The organism is Bacillus sp. G1(2015b), assembly GCF_001482475.1.
Taxonomy (GTDB): Bacteria; Bacillota; Bacilli; order Bacillales; family Bacillaceae; genus Bacillus; species Bacillus safensis.
The window spans coordinates 58,661-78,023 of the sequence record NZ_LKIC01000027.1 but is presented as its reverse complement, the minus strand read 5'-3'; the positions used below and the strand labels follow the sequence as shown (position 1 = coordinate 78,023).

Annotated in this window: 17 protein-coding genes; 3 read left to right on the top strand and 14 right to left on the bottom strand. The window is 40.4% G+C overall.

The genetic code is table 11. From position 1 onward, the window contains the following. The first annotated feature begins 41 nt into the window (after positions 1–41). Together AMR95_RS14210 and AMR95_RS14205 are read left to right on the top strand one after the other, a co-directional pair. Complete coding sequence (locus AMR95_RS14210) at positions 42–938, top strand: LysR family transcriptional regulator (protein WP_058838655.1); 897 nt, start codon at positions 42–44, stop codon at positions 936–938. Between the two features lie 226 nt (positions 939–1,164). Then, positions 1,165–1,932 carry a pentapeptide repeat-containing protein gene (locus AMR95_RS14205; RefSeq protein WP_058838654.1) on the top strand — a complete coding sequence of 256 codons (768 nt, stop codon included), beginning with the start codon at positions 1,165–1,167 and terminating at the stop codon, positions 1,930–1,932. A gap of 144 nt (positions 1,933–2,076) precedes the next feature. Here the strand turns inward: AMR95_RS14205 and AMR95_RS14200 are convergent, their stop codons facing one another. The 6 genes from AMR95_RS14200 to AMR95_RS14175 form a co-directional block, all read right to left on the bottom strand. Next, positions 2,077–2,349, bottom strand: a complete 273-nt coding sequence (locus tag AMR95_RS14200) for a DUF2651 family protein (RefSeq protein ID WP_058838653.1) — start codon at positions 2,347–2,349, stop codon at positions 2,077–2,079. Positions 2,350–2,568: 219 nt separating this feature from the next. Beyond that, entirely contained in the window at positions 2,569–3,489 is a 921-nt protein-coding gene (locus AMR95_RS14195) for an alpha/beta hydrolase fold domain-containing protein (protein WP_058838652.1), read from the bottom strand. Positions 3,490–3,518: 29 nt separating this feature from the next. Beyond that, positions 3,519–3,920: a MerR family transcriptional regulator gene (locus AMR95_RS14190; protein ID WP_039178999.1), complete on the bottom strand. Its 402-nt coding sequence runs from the start codon at positions 3,918–3,920 to the stop codon at positions 3,519–3,521. Between the two features lie 157 nt (positions 3,921–4,077). Next, positions 4,078–5,541 carry a glycoside hydrolase family 1 protein gene (locus tag AMR95_RS14185; protein ID WP_180272412.1) on the bottom strand — a complete coding sequence of 488 codons (1,464 nt, stop codon included), beginning with the start codon at positions 5,539–5,541 and terminating at the stop codon, positions 4,078–4,080. A gap of 24 nt (positions 5,542–5,565) precedes the next feature. Continuing rightward, positions 5,566–7,467: a beta-glucoside-specific PTS transporter subunit IIABC gene (locus AMR95_RS14180; RefSeq protein ID WP_058838650.1), complete on the bottom strand. Its 1,902-nt coding sequence runs from the start codon at positions 7,465–7,467 to the stop codon at positions 5,566–5,568. Between the two features lie 118 nt (positions 7,468–7,585). Next, positions 7,586–8,428 carry a PRD domain-containing protein gene (locus AMR95_RS14175; protein WP_058838649.1) on the bottom strand — a complete coding sequence of 281 codons (843 nt, stop codon included), beginning with the start codon at positions 8,426–8,428 and terminating at the stop codon, positions 7,586–7,588. Between the two features lie 343 nt (positions 8,429–8,771). On the opposite strand from AMR95_RS14175, the gene AMR95_RS14170 reads away from it, so the two are divergent. Beyond that, positions 8,772–9,080: a DUF4870 domain-containing protein gene (locus tag AMR95_RS14170; protein ID WP_039179010.1), complete on the top strand. Its 309-nt coding sequence runs from the start codon at positions 8,772–8,774 to the stop codon at positions 9,078–9,080. Positions 9,081–9,136: 56 nt separating this feature from the next. On the opposite strand, the gene AMR95_RS14165 is transcribed toward AMR95_RS14170, so the two are convergent. The 8 genes from AMR95_RS14165 to AMR95_RS14130 form a co-directional block, all read right to left on the bottom strand. Next, entirely contained in the window at positions 9,137–10,540 is a 1,404-nt protein-coding gene (locus AMR95_RS14165) for a sensor histidine kinase (RefSeq protein ID WP_058838648.1), read from the bottom strand. Between the two features lie 2 nt (positions 10,541–10,542). Beyond that, complete coding sequence (locus AMR95_RS14160) at positions 10,543–11,250, bottom strand: response regulator transcription factor (protein WP_058838647.1); 708 nt, start codon at positions 11,248–11,250, stop codon at positions 10,543–10,545. Positions 11,251–11,390: 140 nt separating this feature from the next. Continuing rightward, entirely contained in the window at positions 11,391–12,656 is a 1,266-nt protein-coding gene (locus AMR95_RS14155; protein ID WP_039179020.1) for a glucuronoxylanase, read from the bottom strand. Positions 12,657–12,691: 35 nt separating this feature from the next. Next, positions 12,692–14,233, bottom strand: coding sequence for a glycoside hydrolase family 43 protein (locus tag AMR95_RS14150; RefSeq protein ID WP_058838646.1), 1,542 nt, complete (start codon positions 14,231–14,233; stop codon positions 12,692–12,694). Between the two features lie 210 nt (positions 14,234–14,443). Further along, the gene (locus tag AMR95_RS14145) at positions 14,444–15,904 is read right to left on the bottom strand and encodes a CoA-acylating methylmalonate-semialdehyde dehydrogenase (protein ID WP_058838645.1); all 1,461 of its coding nucleotides are present in this window, start codon (positions 15,902–15,904) and stop codon (positions 14,444–14,446) included. 314 nt (positions 15,905–16,218) lie between these two features. After that, entirely contained in the window at positions 16,219–17,550 is a 1,332-nt protein-coding gene (locus tag AMR95_RS14140; protein WP_058838644.1) for an alpha-glucosidase/alpha-galactosidase, read from the bottom strand. 31 nt (positions 17,551–17,581) lie between these two features. Beyond that, the gene (locus AMR95_RS14135) at positions 17,582–18,412 is read right to left on the bottom strand and encodes a carbohydrate ABC transporter permease (RefSeq protein ID WP_039179030.1); all 831 of its coding nucleotides are present in this window, start codon (positions 18,410–18,412) and stop codon (positions 17,582–17,584) included. Next, positions 18,412–19,344, bottom strand: a complete 933-nt coding sequence (locus AMR95_RS14130) for a carbohydrate ABC transporter permease (protein WP_058838695.1) — start codon at positions 19,342–19,344, stop codon at positions 18,412–18,414. The genes AMR95_RS14135 and AMR95_RS14130 overlap by 1 nt, the downstream gene beginning before the upstream one ends. Positions 19,345–19,363: the final 19 nt, after the last annotated feature.

Below are 19,363 nucleotides of genomic sequence, written 5' to 3'. Positions count from 1 at the left end.
CATCATAATGAGTATGCCTTATTGGAATAATGGAGGGTAAAATGAACATACGGGACTTTGAAATATTTAAAACGATTGCGGATTGTGGAAGTTTTTCAAGAGCAAGTGAAAAGCTTTTTATCGCCCAGCCTTCCCTCTCTAAAACCATTCAAAAATTAGAGAAAAAACTGGGTGTCATCCTTTTCGATCGGTCAAATCGAATTTTCAAGTTAACGGATGAAGGAGAGCTTGTATATGAAAAAGCGATCGCGGTACTGCAGCAAATGAATGAATTGCAAATGGAGCTGGGTGATACCGACACGCATATTCGCGGCCATTTAAAGATCGGTCTGCCGCAAATAATTGGTACCTTTTTCTTTTCGAAAGTGGCAAAAGCTTTTACTCAAAAGCATCCAGATGTGACGCTCGAAATGATTGAGGAGGGCGGCTTACATGTAGAAAAACTCGTTGAGAAAGGCGAAGTAGATGCGGCCTTTATTGTCATACCTGCCCAAAGTCATGAATTAGAAGAACAACTCATTTTTGAAGCGCCGTTTGTGGCTTGTTTACCAAAAAATCACGCTTTAAAAGATGAACAACAGCTCTCGCTCGAACAGCTTAAAGAGGATAAATGGATATTGTTTGATTCTTCATTTGCGTTAAGTCAAGTGATTTTAGAAAGCTGCCGTAAGGAACATTTTGTTCCCGATGTCGCTTACAGCACAACACAATGGGATTTGCTTTTGACATTAGTTCGTGATGAATTAGGAGTTGCGATCATTCCAAGTCCTTTAACGGACATGTATAAAGAGGACATTTGTGTAAAACCAATTAGTAGTCAATATATTCCCTGGAAAATTGGCATTGTCGTGAAGAAAGGTCGATATAAAACACGTGCTTTGAAGGCTTTTTTAAAAATCGTCACGGATATATACCATGGAGAAACAAAAAAAGCCTAATTCTCAAGGCTTTTGTCTTTTCATTCTTTTGTCCCCCTTATGATTTAAAGTGAGTGTGAAAGACACATTGCAAGATAAGCGATTTCAAAACGATGACCGCTCTCTTTATGTTTCGAGCTTTATGATATAATAACTTGTCAATGCCAGCCGTTGAGTGAAACAGAAATGAACTTTTGGAAGGTATTCATCCTGGTAAAAGATTCTGAAGAAATGATAGGTGATCACAATGAGAAGGCTTGAGTCTGGTATGTCAGTAGACAATGAAATATTTTCTGATATTGTCAGGTATGAACACGAAACGATAAGCGGATCGACGATTAGCAACTCGAATGTTCATTCACCTATATTTTGGAGCTGTCAGCTGCGTCATCTTGTATTTAATACGTGTGATCTGACGAATGCGAGATTTTTTGCAGGTAGTACGATTGAGCATTGTACTTTTATTCGTTCCGATTTGCGCTCTGTTGGGATTGCTAAAGGCGAGGCTGTTTTTACGAATTGCGAATTTTCCTCCTGTGATATGAGAGGAATGACATTGGAGAATGCTGTGTTTATCAACTGTACATTTTATCAATGTAGGTTTAATGACCGCATTTTACAAGCAGCGAATATTGTTCATTGCACTTTTACAGGTAAGCTAGTGGATATAACGTTTGAGGGAAATGGTAAACAAAAGCTGATCGCCAACTTTGAAAACTGCATTCTTGACGGTGTTCGCTTTACAGGCTGTGACCTGTCGCAATGTATTCCGCCAGCTTCCAAAAACCATCTATATGTTGAAAAGGTCTCCGCGCGTGTCAAACAGGCATTGCTGAAGATAAATCATGACCCTCACCTTTCTGACGAGGATCGGAAAGTACTGGTACGCAGCCTGCGCAAGCTTGAGCAGATGGAACAATATATTTTTAACACAGCGCATATGGAGAAAATACATGGGGCTGATTTTGTGGAGCGATTTTTCAGTTATCTGGAATGTAACAAAGAGAACGCTTGATGCGTCCCTCTTCCTGCTAAGTCTAGGTCGTACATCAACTTCTAGTATATTTGAGTGGCATCAGTTCCCCAATTTTCACTTTGACTAGTTCGCCATCTATTTCTATATGGAAAAAGCTGATTTTTGTGAATATCAGCTTTTTCGTTATGCTCTTTTATAGCGGGCATACATATAGCGAATGATTTTTGTGATGACAGAGGTACACATGCATAAAAAGGTCATCAACACGACCCAATACATATTTGACATGTCAAACCCAGTATAGGCAAATATGAAAATAGTGGAGATGGCAAATGTGATGATAAGAACGATATAAACTCGCTTAAAGATGCAGTAGCCAACAATCCCCCAAATCAAAGATAACAAAGGCAATGTAAATAAGATCAGCGCCATAGGATGAAGAAAGAAAACACTCATCATGTCACTCTCCTTTATGAACCGGTGAAGAACCGAATATGTATCATATTAATAGGAAATTCGTGCGTTGTAAACAAAAATTGGAATTTAAGGAATTTTTAATCTGAGGTGAATTGACAATCTAAATGTATTTCATGTTGAATGGAAAAAGACTGCTTTCAGTAAGCAGCCTATTTTTTCGAATATTTAAGTCAGAGCATTTTGATGTGTGAAAAAGACCTAACTATTTATCACCTGAATGATTTTTTCCTGAGCATCTTGTGCCTCAGGGATTGGCATGACGACAAACACATGCAGCATTTCTGGATAAACAAAGGTTTTCATGTCAATTCCTTGTTCTGTTAGCTTTTCATCAAGCTTTAGTGCATCTGGATATAAAATATCATGTGTTCCAATAAAATGAGTGATCTTCCCAAGACCATGGAAGTCCCCGTGAATTGGACTGATTAATGGGTCAGTTATCTTTTTATCTGCTGCCCACATTTTTGTAATGACATCTATTCCTTCTGGCGCTAGAATGGGATCTTTATCGGCATATTCAGATATAAGAGGATTGCTTAAACTCATATCAACACATGCAGATAATAAAATAATATCCTTCGGCTGCGGCAGACTTTCCATCTTTAAGAGATGCGCCAAGCCAAGTGAGATATTTCCGCCCGCTGAATCTCCCATAATTGTTAATTGATCGGTACTCTCAACCGTTTTTAGTATTTCTTTATATAGATTTAAGATTTTTGGATAAGTATCTTGGTAGCTATAATGAGGTAATTTAGGATATATAGGAGCGACCACTTTGGCATTAAGGGATTGAGCCATTTTATCCATGTACCACCAATGGAAATTAAGAGGCTGGTTTACCCAAGCGCCACCATGTATATAGAGAATCACCTTTTGCTTTTTCGACATTTGGTCATTCAATGTGAAAACCTGCATTCCTTCGAAAATTTGCTCCTTTATTTCACTCACTAATTTTACATCGTCTCCGATTGCATAAGGCTTCATATTTTCTATTTGAGATAGAAAGTTTTTGGTTTTTTCGACACTAGCAAAACTCTCTTTATTACTTTGGGACGTGAATAATGTTTCAAATTGAATACTTTCTTCAGAACGTTCTCCGTTAAAAATTTCGACACTCATTGTATTTTCTCTCCTTTAAGCAGATATGTTTATTCGTCATCCTCATTCATCACACGAAATGATTTGAGATACACTTGTACTTCTTTCTCAGGAGTCTTTAATAAGTTAGATAAAAGGTCTTGAATGAGGCGCAGGCTTTTGATTTTCTTTTCAATTTCTTCATGTTTATGTTTTACAATTCTTTTTAAAGTATCTAGTTCTATGTCTTGACTCAGCATTTCCAATATTTCTTTTATTTCCTTTAGTGAATAACCTAATGATTTGGCATCTTTGATCAATTGAATTTTCACAATGTAATCTTCTGTGTATAGTCTATAACCGTTCGAACGGCGTCTCGGGACAGGTAAAATGTTGTGTTCTTCATAGTAACGAATTGCGGCAGGGCTTATTCCAGTTTGTTTGGCAAGTTCACCTCTAGTCATCAACTCCATTGTTACTCCTTTTTTGTGATTTTGTCTTACTATAATTACATTATAAAGGTTGAACTATACTTCAAGGTCAAGAGATGTTTTCGTGAAAAATAAAACACCATCGCATGCAGCCGGTTAAGGCGCCCTGAGATGGTGTTTTTCATCATTCAATCTGCTTTTATAGGTCTTCTCCATTTGATGCAATTACATTTTTGTACCAGAAAAATGAATCTTTACGGTAACGATTCAGTGTCCCATTTCCTAGGTCGTCTTGATCCACATAGATCAAACCATAGCGTTTAGTCATTTGAGATGTTCCGCAGCTGATTAAGTCAATACAGCCCCAAGGTGTGTATCCCATTAAGTCAACACCTTCTTTTACTGCTTCTTTCATCTGTTCAATATGTTTTTTCAAATAATCAATTCGATAATCATCGTGGATTTTTCCATCTTGTGTCAATGTATCTCTTGCGCCAAGTCCATTTTCACAAACAAATAAAGGCTTTTGGTATCTGTCATACAGTTTAATTAATGAAATGCGCAGACCCATTGGATCGATCGGCCAATCCCATTGTGATAATTCCAAGTGTTCATTTTTAATCGGGCTGTCAAACGTACCCGCTAGCTCAGCGGCATCTTCACGCGCTTCTGCTACGTGTGACATATAGTAGCTGATTGCAACAAAGTCAACAGTGCCCTCTTTCAAAATTTGTTCATCCTGCTCTTCAATATCCAGCTTGATTTGATTATCAGCAAAATATTTCACCATGTATGTTGGATATTCGCCTCTAGCTTGAACATCAGGATAGAACATATTCAATTGATTCGATTTGACTGCCTGCAGCTGATCCTCTGGTTTTGTTGTTTTTGCATAGGCTTCGATTTGGTTAATCATACAGCCAATTTGGACATCTGGAATGATTTCCTTCGCTGCCTTCACTGTTAATGCACTTGCCACAAATTGATGGTGAGATGCTTGGTAAGCAGCCTGTAATTTATGGTCTACTAAATCCTCTAAAATGCCAGCACCTGTATAAAGACTATTGAGGTTCATATTCATTTCATTAAATGTAATCCAATATTTCACTTTGTTTTTATATCTTTCTAAAATCGCCCGTGCGTATTTTTCGAACAATGGGACAAGCTCTCTACTCATCCATCCATTATATTTCTCTGTTAAGGTAATCGGCATTTCATAATGAGACATCGTTACTAGCGGTTCAATTCCATATTTCGCACATTCATCAAATACTTTATCGTAAAAAGCCAATCCTTCTTCATTCGGCTTATCCTCTAAACCTGTTGGAAAGATTCTTGCCCATGAGATGGACAAACGAAAGACTTTAAATCCCATTTCTGCAAACAGTGCGATATCTTCTTCATAACGATGATAAAAATCAATTCCGCGTCTTTTTGGGAAATCAAATGCATCAGGATTTTCCTTGTATTTGTTTAGTTCAGCTGAACTAACATCGAATGTAAAGTTGTTCACTTTTCCTTGTGCATAGGGATCTTTATATGCCGCGTAGTCTGAAGTTGACAGCCCTTTCCCGCCTTCTAAATATGCGCCCTCTATTTGATTGGCAGCTGTTGCGCCACCCCATAGGAAATTATCTGAAAAACCTTTTTTTAATTCTTTCATTTCAATCATCCCTTCTATTTATGATTAATGAATGAGCATTAAGAGTTTATTTTCTCCTGCGTTGACATAAGAGTCACCTGTATGGATGACATCCAGGTACTTCGAGGAATTAGTGACGATAATAGGTGTCACGACATTTAATTCTTTTGATTGAATTCCTTCTATATCAAATGATAATAAATGATCCCCAATGTTGATTTCATCTCCTTCTTCCACCAATACCTCAAAGAATTGACCATTTAGGCTGACGGTATCAATCCCTACATGTATTAATAATTCAATCCCATCATCTGAAACCAAACCTATTGCATGTTTAGTAGGTGTAACGGTCACTACTTTTCCGGAAAACGGTGCTTGTACCACCCCCTTATCAGGCATAATCGCTACTCCCTTGCCCATCATTTCGCTTGAGAAGACGGCATCATTGACTTCAGATAAAGGAACGACCTGACCAGTTATAGGTGCTTGTACTTCATAAGGATTTACTTGTCTGGCAGCTTGTTGATTGACTGCATGCTCTGAATCTTTAGATGACTTTCCTTGTTTTAGCGGCTGACCTTCTTCTTTTCTGGCAGGTTCTTTAAAACCAAGGAACATAGTGACAAGCAGTGAGACCAAAAAGCTCAGCGCTATTCCAATTAAAGCGAGCTGGAAATTGTTTGTGCCTTTCATAATGTAAGTTGGCAGAGATGTAATACCTGGAATTGAAAATGCTGTCGTTTTGACTGAAAATAAACCATAAAAACATCCGCCAACTGCCCCGCCAATTAATGAAGCATAGAAAGGCTTTTTCAATCTCAGTGTGACTCCATAAATGGCTGGTTCTGTGATACCAAAGAAACTCGGAAGCAATGTTGATAATGCCAAAGACCTTGTTTCTACTCGTTTTGTGCGAATGATGACTCCTAAAACGGCGCCTGCTTGTGCCATATTGGCAATAAAGTTCATCGGAAGCAGCATGACATCGTATCCAACTTTTTCAAAGCTGGCAAACGTGCTAGGGAAGAATGCATAATGCATCCCAGTTAGCACAATTAAAGGCATGAGGCCTCCCATTAATAAACCTGCAATCGGTCCAGCAAAATGGAATAAAGAAGTGAAAAAGATCTCTAAATACTGACCGAAAACGTTTCCAATAGGCGCTATGAAAGCTAGTGTAAGAGGCGCTGTGATCATTAAGCTCAGTACCGGTGTAAATACGATGCTTAAAGATTTTGGAATGACTTTCGTTATCCACTTATCGATAAAGCTAAGTAGCAGTACTCCTAAAATAATCGGTAAAACGGAAGAAGTATAATTATTTAATGGAATACTCAATCCTAAAAAACTAAGTGGGTCTGCTCCTTTTGCTGCCCCTTCCACCATCGTGGGATACAATAAAATCCCAGCGAGTGCCATCGCGAGAGATTCTCGTGTTTTAAATTTCTTCGCTGCAGAATAAGCAATGAGGAAAGGTAAAAAGTAAAAGACAGCATTTGAAAAGATTTGTAGTACAGCATAGGTAGAACTTTTTTCTGTCAGCCAGCCTAAACTAACGAACAAAGCCATGATCCCTTTAATCAATCCACTACCAACAATCGCCGGCAAAATCGGTGTGAAAATTCCGCTAATGACATCGAATACGACTTCGATTGGATTCATCTTTGACGTATTTTTAGCAGTAGAAGAATCATTGCTGCTGTCACCAATCAATTGGTCGATTTCCTCATAGACTTCTGCAACTTTTGCTCCAATAATGACTTGGAATTGTCCGCTTTGGAATTGCGCTCCGAGCACTCCATCTACTGTTTTCAGTTCATCTACTTTTACCTGTTTTTCATCGTTGATATTAAATCTCAGCCTCGTAATACAATGCCAGCTTTGAGATATATTGCCTGTTCCGCCGATTAATTTGATAATTTCTTGCGCCAATTCTTTGTTTTTCATGTCTTCACCCCTTCATTTTCACAAAAAAAACCTAAACAAAATCCACCATTAGAAAGACCATTCTTCTAAATGGAGATTTGTTTAGGTTAATGCTTTTTCATAACACGCCTAAAAGAAATCATGTATTCTGTTGATGTTTCTTTGTGATTCTTTCAATATGAATGACTAGAAAAACAAGTTCGTCTTCTGTGACATTCCAATTAAATTCACGCTTTAACATTTCTTTAATAATCAAACCGCATGCATAGCTCTTCATATAACGATCCTGAATTAATTCTTTTAATGAATCATCCATCTGCTGAGGCGGTTGATTTGTTTCTTGTCTGACAATAAAATATCTCAAATGAGTGATAAACCTCGAATAATCTATCGATGATTTATCTAATACCATCTCGAAAATGTTTTGAATAATCTTAACGATTTCCTTCGTGAGATGGGTCATTTTGATCGTATCTCCCATAGACTGACCATCTATTTGAGCGTTTACAAAATGAAGGGCAATGAGTGAAGCTTCTGTATCTTCAAAGGAAATTCCCATCATTTTTTGAATAATTTTAAGTGCTTTTTTCCCAATTTGATATTCTTGAAAATATAGATGTGGAATTTCCCATACGATAGGGTTTTCATATTCCATTTTTTCTTGATGCCTTTGAATTGAAAAGGTAAGATGATCAGATAGCGAAAACAGCATGCTGGAACCTAATTTTTTATTCAACATCTCTTCGCCCATATGAATGATTTTTTCAGTTAATAAAAGGATATCAGTTGGGATAGCGGCAAGTTGAGATTCTAATGGAGACGTCTGATCAGAATAAAATGTCTTACTGACAGCGCTCTCATCAAGAGTATCACCTTTTTTCTTCTTAAAGCCTATTCCTGTACCAAAAACAACTACTTCATTTTGCGTGTCTGTTAGAGCTAATACGATATTATTGTTTAAAACTTTAACGACGGTGAACATCTTCATCCCACCTTACCTAAAACTGCTAAAAAAAGCATAAAAAAACACCAAAATCTCAGCAAACAACGTACAAATGTACAACATGTTTACCTGACTTGGTGGTGCCTGATGATATCAGTAACACTCCTGCATCGGTTACGACTTTATTGTAAACACAGGATAAACCAAAGTCAACTATTTTTTTCGGTAAGATAGATTTAAATACCTATATTATAGTATGTCGTTTATAAATTATTTTAAAAGGTAAATAAGTTTAAGGTTGCTGTAAGGTTCGGATTAATACAGGTTAAGGTTCAGGTAGTACAATGGGTTTGTAGTGAATAAATCATAGAGGTGAAACGTTTTGAGAGAAAATAAAATCTTGTCTTCATTATGTTACTTTAGTATCTTTTTTGCACCATTTTTGTTCCCAATTATCGTCTATTTCTTAGGTCAGGACGACGTGAAATATCATGCGAAAAAATCATTATGGACGCATATTATTCCTTATTTGATTTTTGGTATTGGCATCCTTGGTTCAGGTTTACTTGGTATGAAAGATATCAGCCATGCGGGGCCTTTCTTAATTGCGACATATGCAGTAACATTCCTTGTTGCTATCTACTTCTTCATTTGGAACATTGTGAAAGGCATCAAAGTGTTTTCAGAATAAATAATAGATGAAAAAACGGTTCTGTTGTTGATCAGAACCGTTTTTTTTGTATGTTTTCATGCTGGTAGTTGGATGTCAATTGTTGTTCCTTTTCCTACACTGCTACGGATCGTGATATCCCCGCCGTGCTTGACGATAATATCCTTTGCAATAGCCATCCCAAGACCAGAGCCTGCATGCGAAACTCCTGTATTTGTCCCTCTGTAATAGCGGTCAAACACTTTTTCCAGCTCTGTCTCTTCTATTCCTCTGCCGTTGTCTTGAATCGTAATATGGGTTCTTTCTTTTTGTTCAAGCTGTACAATAATCGTCACATCAGGATCATTGTGAACGAGGGCATTTAAAATCAGATTGGTGACCGCTCTTCGAATGAGGATTTTATCAATATTCAGCATGAGCTTGTCTTCATTCGTTTGAAGCTCAATCGTCTGATCGGCATATCTTGAATCGTTTAAAATATCAATTAACGTTTCCCGCAACAGTGACACAATGTTGACCAGCTCTTTATTTAGCATGACGCCGTTATTTTTCAGCCTTGTTGTTAAATTCAGATCCTCCATGACATCTTTGATATACAATGATTTATTCTCAATGATGCCCGCGTAATGTCTAATGTCCTGGTTTGAAAGAGGATACTTTTGGTCTTTCATGATTTCTGCATAGCCTTGAATAGAAGCTAGCGGCGTTTTAATATCATGAGAAATATGGCTGATCCATTCTTCCCGCATTTGCTCTAGTTTGTCTTTTTCTTTTTTGCTTGAAGCGAGCTGCTCTGATAAGTGATTGACATTATAGAAGACATCTTTATAAATTCCTTTAGCAGGCAGATTTGTCGTGTAATCGCCGTTTGCCAGCCGCTGGATGCTATGAATGGCACGGGCGAGCGGTTTTGTGAGCTGCCGGCTGAATAAGTAACCAATGAGTAACGCTATGATGGCATCAATTGATAATAAAATCATCGTCCCGATATTGAATCTTGTTACTAAGTCCTTCGTGTCAAACGAGAATAGGTACTTTCCGATGGAAGGGTCTTTAAATCCGATAAAGTAGCTGTATTCTTTGCCCTTTACTTTTTTTCCGCCAGCATAAATGGTCGATAATAATTGCTTATCTTTATATTTATGTAAGTTCACGATTTCTATCGGTGTATATTTGTTCTTTAATCCTTTAGGTGCCTGCGCATGATACACGTCTTGGCCATTTTCATCTAATATTTGAATCCATGCTTTCTGTTGTTTTAAGGCTTTCTGCCCTTCTTTGTTTACGGAAATTCCTTGATCAGAAAAAGAGACGTATTGTTCAAATGATCTTGTGAAGGTTTCGGGCGTATTTTCCTCGTTATGCTGGCTGTTTGCCTGAAGTACGAGCCAAATCATAAATCCGAATAAGTTGATAAAGACCGTGATAATGGTCACGATAATGACAGAGACCATATACCTGCCTGTTAATCGCCATTTCATTTTTACGCATCCTTTACAACTAATTTATAACCAAGCCCTTTGACGGTGACGAGAAACTCTGGTGTTGACGGGGAATCCTCTATTTTTTCCCGAAGTCTTCGGATATGAACCATTACCGTATTGTCAGAACCGAAGAAATCTTCTCCCCAAACGGTTTGATAAAGCGTTTCTTTACTGATAACGCGGTTCGGATGCTGCAAGAAGTAGGTCATCAGCAGAAGCTCTTTCGGCGTGAGCTCAATGATCGCACCATTTTTAGTCAGTTCTGCTTGCTGCTCGTTTAACTCAAACGGCCCTTTTTTGATCACGGGATCGGCTTGAGTTGACTGCAAGTATGAGATCCTTCTCAGCTGCGCTTTCACCCGGTAGGCGACTTCCTTTGGACTGAATGGTTTTGTAATGTAGTCATCTCCGCCGATGGCAAGTCCTACAATTTTGTCGGATTCTTCTCCCTTTGCTGATAAAAAGATAATCGGAACATGGGAGGTCTCTCTGATTTGTCTGCAAATATCATAGCCTTCACCGTCTGGCAGCATAATATCAAGTATGACAAGATCGGGTTGTTCTTGATGAAATTTTGCAAGCCCATCACGGGCAGTTGAAGCAGTGATGACGCGATCAATGCCTTCCCTTGTTAATACAGTGTTAATTAATTCCAAGATTTCTTTTTCGTCATCGATCATTAATACTTTGCTTTGAAGCTTTGGCATACATTGATCACTCTCCTGAAGTCATTGCCATTATTATACCCAATGTAAGGACATAGTGAAAAAATCAACTTCCTATTTGCATAAAAAAAGCCAATTTTCTTTTGAAATGAGAAAATTGGCTTTTGGTGATTCAATTCATTTTAGCGTTTGACCACAAATGTTGTCACACTTTGAGCCGGGAGATGAGCCCAAAATTGATTACCTGATATATTTAAGTCTGTACCAGGCTGAAGGTTGCTGTTGCTGCTTGTGATCCATCTTGACGCTTGTGAAGCAGTTCCGTTTTGCATCACAAAGTGCTGATTGACTCCTGTATTGTTTTTGTTAATCGCGACAATGACGACCTGGTTGTTTCCTTTATAGGCTGATACGAAAACATTCGGTTCAGGACTTTTCGTTGCATCAATTCTGATGTATCCTGGGCGTACAAACTTGGAGAAATGCGCCATGTTGTAACCACGTTTGCTGATTAGACCATCTTCTTTCATAGGGCCGTAGGATCTGCGGATGTACCACCAAACATATGCCTGAAAGTCCCCTTCTACCATCGAATGGTGAATATGCTCTGAAACTCCTAATGCTTCAGGCCAGCGGTCCGCTGAATTGTTATCGCTATTCGGGTAGTAGACCTCTGTCATCCAAAGCTCCTTTCCCCCTCCCTTTTGTTTGAAAAGAGGATACGGAAGCTGACTGATTTGGGTTCCGTACAAATGGGCTCCGAGAATGTCCATGTTTCCAAGCGCCTGCGGATCGTTTAGGATAGGATCTGATATATTTTTAAGGTATTGAAAGGATTCTGGCGCGATCACGCGGGCATTAATGGAGCCAGCATTTTCTCTCATGAAACGCAGGATTTCCTGAGGAGTCCACCATGTCCATTCGTGTGCATAATCGGGCTCATTTTGTACAGATATAGCATAGAGATTGACGCCATTATTTTTCATATACGTCACAAAATCGTTCAGATGCTGAGCATATGCGGCGTATTGATTGTATCTCAGCCGCTTTGCAGATGTACCATTCCGGTTGAAGGTCTCTACCATATTGCTTGGAGGGTTCCAAGGTGAAGCGATCACCAAAGCTCCATGCTCTATTGCTCTTTTGGCAGTGGCGACCTCTCTGTGCCAATTATTTCTGTTCTCATCTACAAAAATTCTTAGAATGGAAAATCCTAATTGATTCTGCCCGTTGCCAAAGGCGGTTTCCCTTTGAGGTGCGGTCAAATCACCAATCCAAGCCGGATGATTCATTCCACCAAAGCCGCGAATCACTTGTCTTTCCGCATTGATATTAATATTGGCATCTGCTGCTGAAACCTCAGTTACGCCAGGTCCGATGAACATGACAGACAGCATGGTGAAGCAGATCAATAAAGTGCAGATTGGTTTTTTGATCATTGACATCAAATTCTTCCACTCTCCTATCATCTTGTCTTTCTTATTTACCTTTGAGTAAACTGCCAGGAATCAAATTGAAATAGGTTTGCACCTGTTCCAGTAAAAACAAAAAATACGTTGTGCACGCCTGCTACTCCATTTACTGCCGTTTCTACTTCTCGCCAGTTATTTGTTCCCCCTGTGGAAGGGACATTCAGTGTTCCGACGAGTCTGCCGTCAGGACTTCCGAGGCGTACTTCTATTTTCCCGCCTGTATTTGATGCTACATTCGCTTTAAATGTTCTCGCGCCGTTTGATCCGAAATCGACGTTACTGGCAGCCACCCAATCTCCGTTTTGAATGTTTGTGACATGCTGGTTATTGACCGGTCCGCCTGGAGCTGAAGATGCCTCTGTTAAAATGCGTCCATTCCATGCGAATGTTTCAGCTTCTACACGCTGATAAGGATTCAGATTGGAAAGCTGTTTAACCCCTTCAAAATTGGCTGCGACTTCTCGAAGAGAACCGTCAGCATTATGCACAAGCTTATTAATATGCGGAGATCTGTAGCCTTTTCCTGATCCGTATAAAGCAGAGCTGACCGTTTGGGTATGATACACGACATACCACTCGTTTTTAAAATTGAACACAGCATGATGGTTATTACCGCCTCCCCCGAAAAATGCACCCGGATTTTTCAGGAAGTGCCCTCTATACGTAAAGGGACCCATCGGACTTGAGCTCGTCATATAACCGATCTCACCAGGTGGTTTATCTGCTGGGTGGGAGCCGCCAAAGTTGATGCAATAGGAATAGTAATAGGTTCCGTTATACTTATGCATCCCCGAATCTTCAAACATAAAAGGAGCATCAATGGTTGACGCGCTGCCTACCACACTTGTCATATCAGGTCCTAGTTTTAGAACTCTTGCTGTTTTAGGATTCGCCCATTGTCCCTGCGTTGGATTAGAACCGCCTGGAACACCTCCACCGGCATATAGATAACCAGTGCCGTCATCATCTACAAAAACGGCAGGATCAAAAAGCCATACAACTCCAGCCATCCCTGGTGTATTTGGCGTGACGAGTGCTTTTCCGATAGGATCTGTCCATGGACCGATGGGGGAGTCTGCTGTCAGAACGCCAATCCCTCCGCCGCTGTTCGCGAAATAAAGGAAAAATTTATCCTTCCCATTGATTTTTTTCACCGCTGCTGATGGAGCCCAGGAAGCACCTGCCCATTTGGCAATTCCTTTGCCGCCATTTGCTCCATTTGCCCCAGCTACTGGAATCGCGCCATGATCTGTCCAGTTCACCATATCTGCTGAAGAGATGACAAAGACCCTATTCAAATTGGCAAAAGAATTATCCTTAATCGTTCCGTTGCTGTGATATTCATAGTCATCACTCGACATATAAATGTACACTCTTCCGTTATAGGTGAGCGCAAATGGATCAGCGCCCAAGTGGTGGTCTATGAGCGGGTTGGCATTTCCTACACGTTTTGCAATTGTTGTGCTTGCCGCACTCGCATCATATACCGGTAAAAAGCTCAGTACCAAAGCAAGAATCAATAAACCAACGCCGCACTTCATCCTCGTCCTCATCGTTTCATTTCCTCCTGTTTTCATCTTCCTAATATTGGGGTTTAGGCCCAATTTCAAAATATGTTGATAGGGACTGATGAAGAATGAATAGAAAGAATGATTTCTAGTGCAAAACCTTGCTGTAATCACGATGAAAACCCTTACTTTTTGACTAGAAGACAACAAAAAAATGCAGTCTCCTATGGGGAGCTGCATTTTTTCTTCTTATGATTACATATAACGAGCGGTGACCATTTTCTTTCTTGTGTAAAACTCCACTCCGTCTGTTCCATTGGCATGCAAGTCCCCGTAGAAAGAATCCTTCCAGCCGGAAAACGGGAAGAATGCCATTGGTGCGGGTACACCGATGTTTACACCGAGCATGCCCGCTTCGATGTTTTCGCGAAATTCTCTTATGCTTGATGCGCTGTCCGTATACAGGCAGGCACCATTCGCAAATTTTGATTGATTGGACAGGTCGATGGCTTCTGCTAATGAAGAAACACGGACAATTGATAAGACTGGGGCGAAAATCTCGTCCTGCCAAATTTTCATTTGATTTGTGACATGATCAAAGATCGTCGGTCCGACGAAATACCCTTCTCCATTTGTTTCGTGGTCTTGCCGGCCATCACGAATGAGGCTTGCTCCTTCTTCAATCCCTGACTGGATGTATTGAAGCGTTCGTTCTTTATGTTCCTTTCGAATGACTGGCCCAAGAAAGACCTCTTCATTAATTCCGTTTCCAATGACGAGCTCGTTTGATTCATCCACTAATTTTTGAATCAACTCATCAGCCACTTCTTCTTCCACTGCGACAACGGCTGCAGCCATGCAGCGCTCTCCTGCTGATCCAAAGGCAGCCCCGATGATTTGTTTCGTTGCCGCGTCTAAATCCGCATCTTTGAGGACAATGGAATGATTTTTTGCGCCTGCAAGTGCTTGGACACGTTTGCCATGCTCCGTTCCTTTTTTATAGACATATTCAGCGACTGGCTGAGATCCGACAAATGATATGGCTTTGACCTTTTGATGTTCAAGCAGGCCGTTGACGACATCATGAGCTCCATTAACGATGTTGAGAACACCTTTTGGAAGACCCGCTTCTTCAAACAGCTCAGCTAACCGTGCCGCAAGAATAGGAGTTCGTTCTGAAGGTTTTAAAACAAATGTATTTCCGCAGGCAATGGCAAGTGGGAACATCCAGCATGGAACCATCATTGGAAAGTTAAATGGCGTAATGCCGCCGATGACGCCAATTGGATAGCGGTACATGCCTGATTCAAGTCCAGTCGCAATATCTGGCAGCTGTTTTCCCATCATTAACGTCGGTGCGCCCGCAGCAAATTCCACACATTCAATCCCGCGCTGCACTTCTCCTTTTGCCTCTGTTACACTTTTTCCGTTTTCAATCGTTACGAGTTCAGCCAGCTCATCCCAGTTCTCAACGAGTAACTGTTGGTATTTAAATAAAATGCGTGCACGCCGGGGAACAGCAGTTTTAGACCAAGTAGTAAACGCTTCCTGTGCTGCTTGTACCGCACGTTCAACATCTGTTTTTGTTGAAAGCGGCACTTCCGCGATGATTTCGCCAGTAGCAGGGTTATACACTGCCTCTGTTTGACTTGTTTCTGCCTCAATCCATTGTCCGCCAATATAATTTTTCAACGTTTGTACATCTGTTTTGGTCATGTTCCCTCTCTCCTCTTTGTTAAAGAATGTCATGCTTAAAGGGTGTGTATGTATCGTCATTGTCTCATCTAACGGGCATTCATCTGTATACACTCTTTGTCAAATCAAACGGCAGTTTTGGTTTACGTTGTGATCATCTGGTTTGTTTGTGACATATGACACGAGAATACCAAAAATTCATGGTATATTTTTGGTTAACTATTGGTTAACTTTAGAAAAATCATAATATGAAAATGGCCCTCAGTCAATCTTCTTTTTGCTTCATAAGAAAAACCTGATGCGCTGTGCATCAGGTAGAGGCTGGTTCATTGATATTATTTGGTTGATGCGGCATATTGATTTGGTTCTATATAATTTGGCAGCATCTCTCCATGTGCTTCAATGAGTTCATCACATAATTTAATGGTGTCATCAATTGATAGTTCAGCGCTTGTGTGTGGATCCAGTAAAGCCGCTTGATAAATGTGTTCTTTTTTACCGCTGATTGCTGCTTCAATTGTCATCAGCTGTGAGCTGATATTCGTTCGATTGAGTCCAGCCAATTGTTCAGGGATCTCTCCGACATAGCATGGCATGATGCCGCTTCGATCTGCCACACACGGTACTTCTACACAGGCTTTTTTAGGCAGGTTGTCAATGAGCCCGCCAGTGTTTAGAACATTTCCGCCAAATTTAAAGGGAACGTTCGTTTCGATGGCTTCAATGATACGGGAACCATATTCTTTAGAGCGGGTATGTGTGATCTTTGTGTTTCCTACAAGGTCATGCTTCATTGTATTCCAATTGTTGATTTGTTCCTCGCAGCGTCTCGGATATTCGTCTAGCGGAATGTTAAACTGACCGATTAGTTCAGGGTACCGTGATTTGATGAAATATGGATGGTATTCGGCATTGTGCTCTGAGGATTCTGTGACATAGTAGCCGAATTTATCCATCAGTTCAAAACGAACCATATCATGATGCCGTGATTGCTGCTTTTCTTTTGCTCGTCTTTTGATTTCTGGATACAAGTCTTTACCATCCCGTTTTACCTCTAATAACCATGCCATATGGTTAATGCCGGCAATTTTTTCTTCAATGCCTTCATGTTCCATTTCAAGAGATTCAAATAGGTCCTTTGTACACACTTGCACACTATGACAGAGACCAACTGTTTGAACCTGAGTATAGCGCAGCATTGCACCTGTCAATGTAGCCATAGGGTTTGTGTAATTTAACAATAAAGCACTTGGGCAAACCTCTTCCATATCCTTTGCAAAGTCAAGCATGACAGGAATGGTTCGCAGGGAACGGAAGATGCCACCGATCCCTACCGTATCTGCAATCGTTTGTCTTAATCCATATTTTTTAGGTATTTCAAAATCAATGACAGTACTTGGACGGTAGCCTCCGACCTGGATGGCATTGATGACATATTTCGCATCCTGTAAGGCTTCTTTCCGGTTTTGATAGGACTGGATGGTCACATTTGCACCGTAATTTGCTTTTAAATGCCGTAGCATCGTTTCTGATTCTTTCAGCCGGTTGTGGTCGATATCATATAATGCGAATTCAAAGCCTTCAAGGGCGAGAACAAACAAACAATCTCCTAATATATTCTTAGCAAACACAGTACTCCCTGCACCGATAAATGTAATTTTAGACATAGACGACTCTCCTTTTTACATCCATATTGGGCTAGCCTTTGATAGACCCTTGTGAAAGCCCTGCGATAAAATATTTTTGTAAAAGTAAAAACATCGTAACCATTGGCAGCATCGCAATGAGTGCAGCTGCACCAACGAGCTGAAGCTGATGCTGATTTTGACCAAAAAAATGGGATAAGGCGACCGTGAGTGTATGCATCTCTTTATCTTGCAAAAAGAAGATAGCAAATTGATAGTCGTTCCAAATATACACGCAGGCAATGATTAATACAGAAGCGGTAATGGGCTTTAGAAGCGGAAAAACGACAGTGAAAAAAACTCTGAGTGTCCCTGCTCCATCAATACGGGCAGCTTCTTCAAGCTCCTTTGGAATGGTCGACCGGATAAAGCCTGCGTATAAGAAAATCGTCAGCGGCAAAAAAGCAGCCACATTATTTAAAATAGCAATTTGATAGGTGTTCATCATCCCGATTTGAACGACCATTTTATAGAGCGGGACAAGGGCTGTGAGCGGCGGAATGACCATAATGGCAATAAATAAAACATAGACTGCTTTATTCAGCTTGGTGTTCCTTCTTGCGAGCGGATAGGCTGCAAGAGATCCAAATATAATGAGCAATACAGCGGAGCTGAACGTAATGATCACTGTATTCAAAAAGGACTGGCCAAGCTGAGCCTCTGTCCATGCTGTGCGGAAGTTTTCAAGGTGCAGCGCTTTCGGAAACAGCCATTTTGAACTAAAATCTCCTATCCCCTTTAATGAAGTCGTCACCAAAATATAAAATGGAATGAGGTGTAGCAATGTAATCAATAGTGCGAGGAAGGAGTACCATCTTTTCTTGCGTTTATAGGCGTTATCCATCACACCTCGGTCTCCTTTCGTTTGAAATAAGTCAGCGCTGCGACACTAATGACAAGGATGATGACCGCCATGAACACCCCTTGCGTCGCTGCATAGCCCGCATCCTGACGTTTGAAATACAGATCATACATAAAGGTCGACATGGATTGCGAGGAATCTCCAGGTCCACCGCCCGTGAGTGCCACAATGACATCAAAGAGCTTGAGCCCGCCAATGACATTCAGCACAACATTAATGGTGATCGACGGCATAAGCAGCGGCAATGTAATCCGCCTGAATTGCTGGAGGCTCGATGCGCCGTCTAATTGTGCCGCTTCGTAATAATCCTTAGGGATACTTTGAAGTCCTGCTAAATAAATGATCATCGCAATCCCGACGAATTGATATGTGTTAACAAGCACAATGATCCATGTGTTAAATTGCGGGTTGCCGAGCGCATTTATTTGATCAAATCCAAAAAGCATCACCACATCATTTAAGGCACCGCCTTGGTAAGCAAACACAAAATACCAAATATAGCCCATCGCAATCGGGCTGATCATGACAGGTAAATAGATGACTGTTCTTGTGATGGCTTTCATCTTTAAGCTTTGATTTAATAAGAGCGCATATCCAAGTCCGATGATATTTTGTAAGATGGTGCTCCCAATTCCGTAGAGAAGCGTGTTTTTGACAACAAGCCATGTCGCTTGATCCTGAAGCAGCCGCTCATATTGCTCAAGACCAATCCATTGATAAGTTTGTGAGAAACCGTTCCAATTCGTAAAAGAAAGCTGAATGCCGTTCAAAAAAGGATAAATGATAAAGGTACTGACGACGAGAACAGCTGGCATGTACATCCACCAAAGTGAGGAATTCTGGCGTTTTTGCATCTTTTGTTTTGGTATAGAGGTGAATGCGGCTGGCTGCTTTGCTTTTGTGATGTCATTCATTGGCTTCACTCCTGTTTCA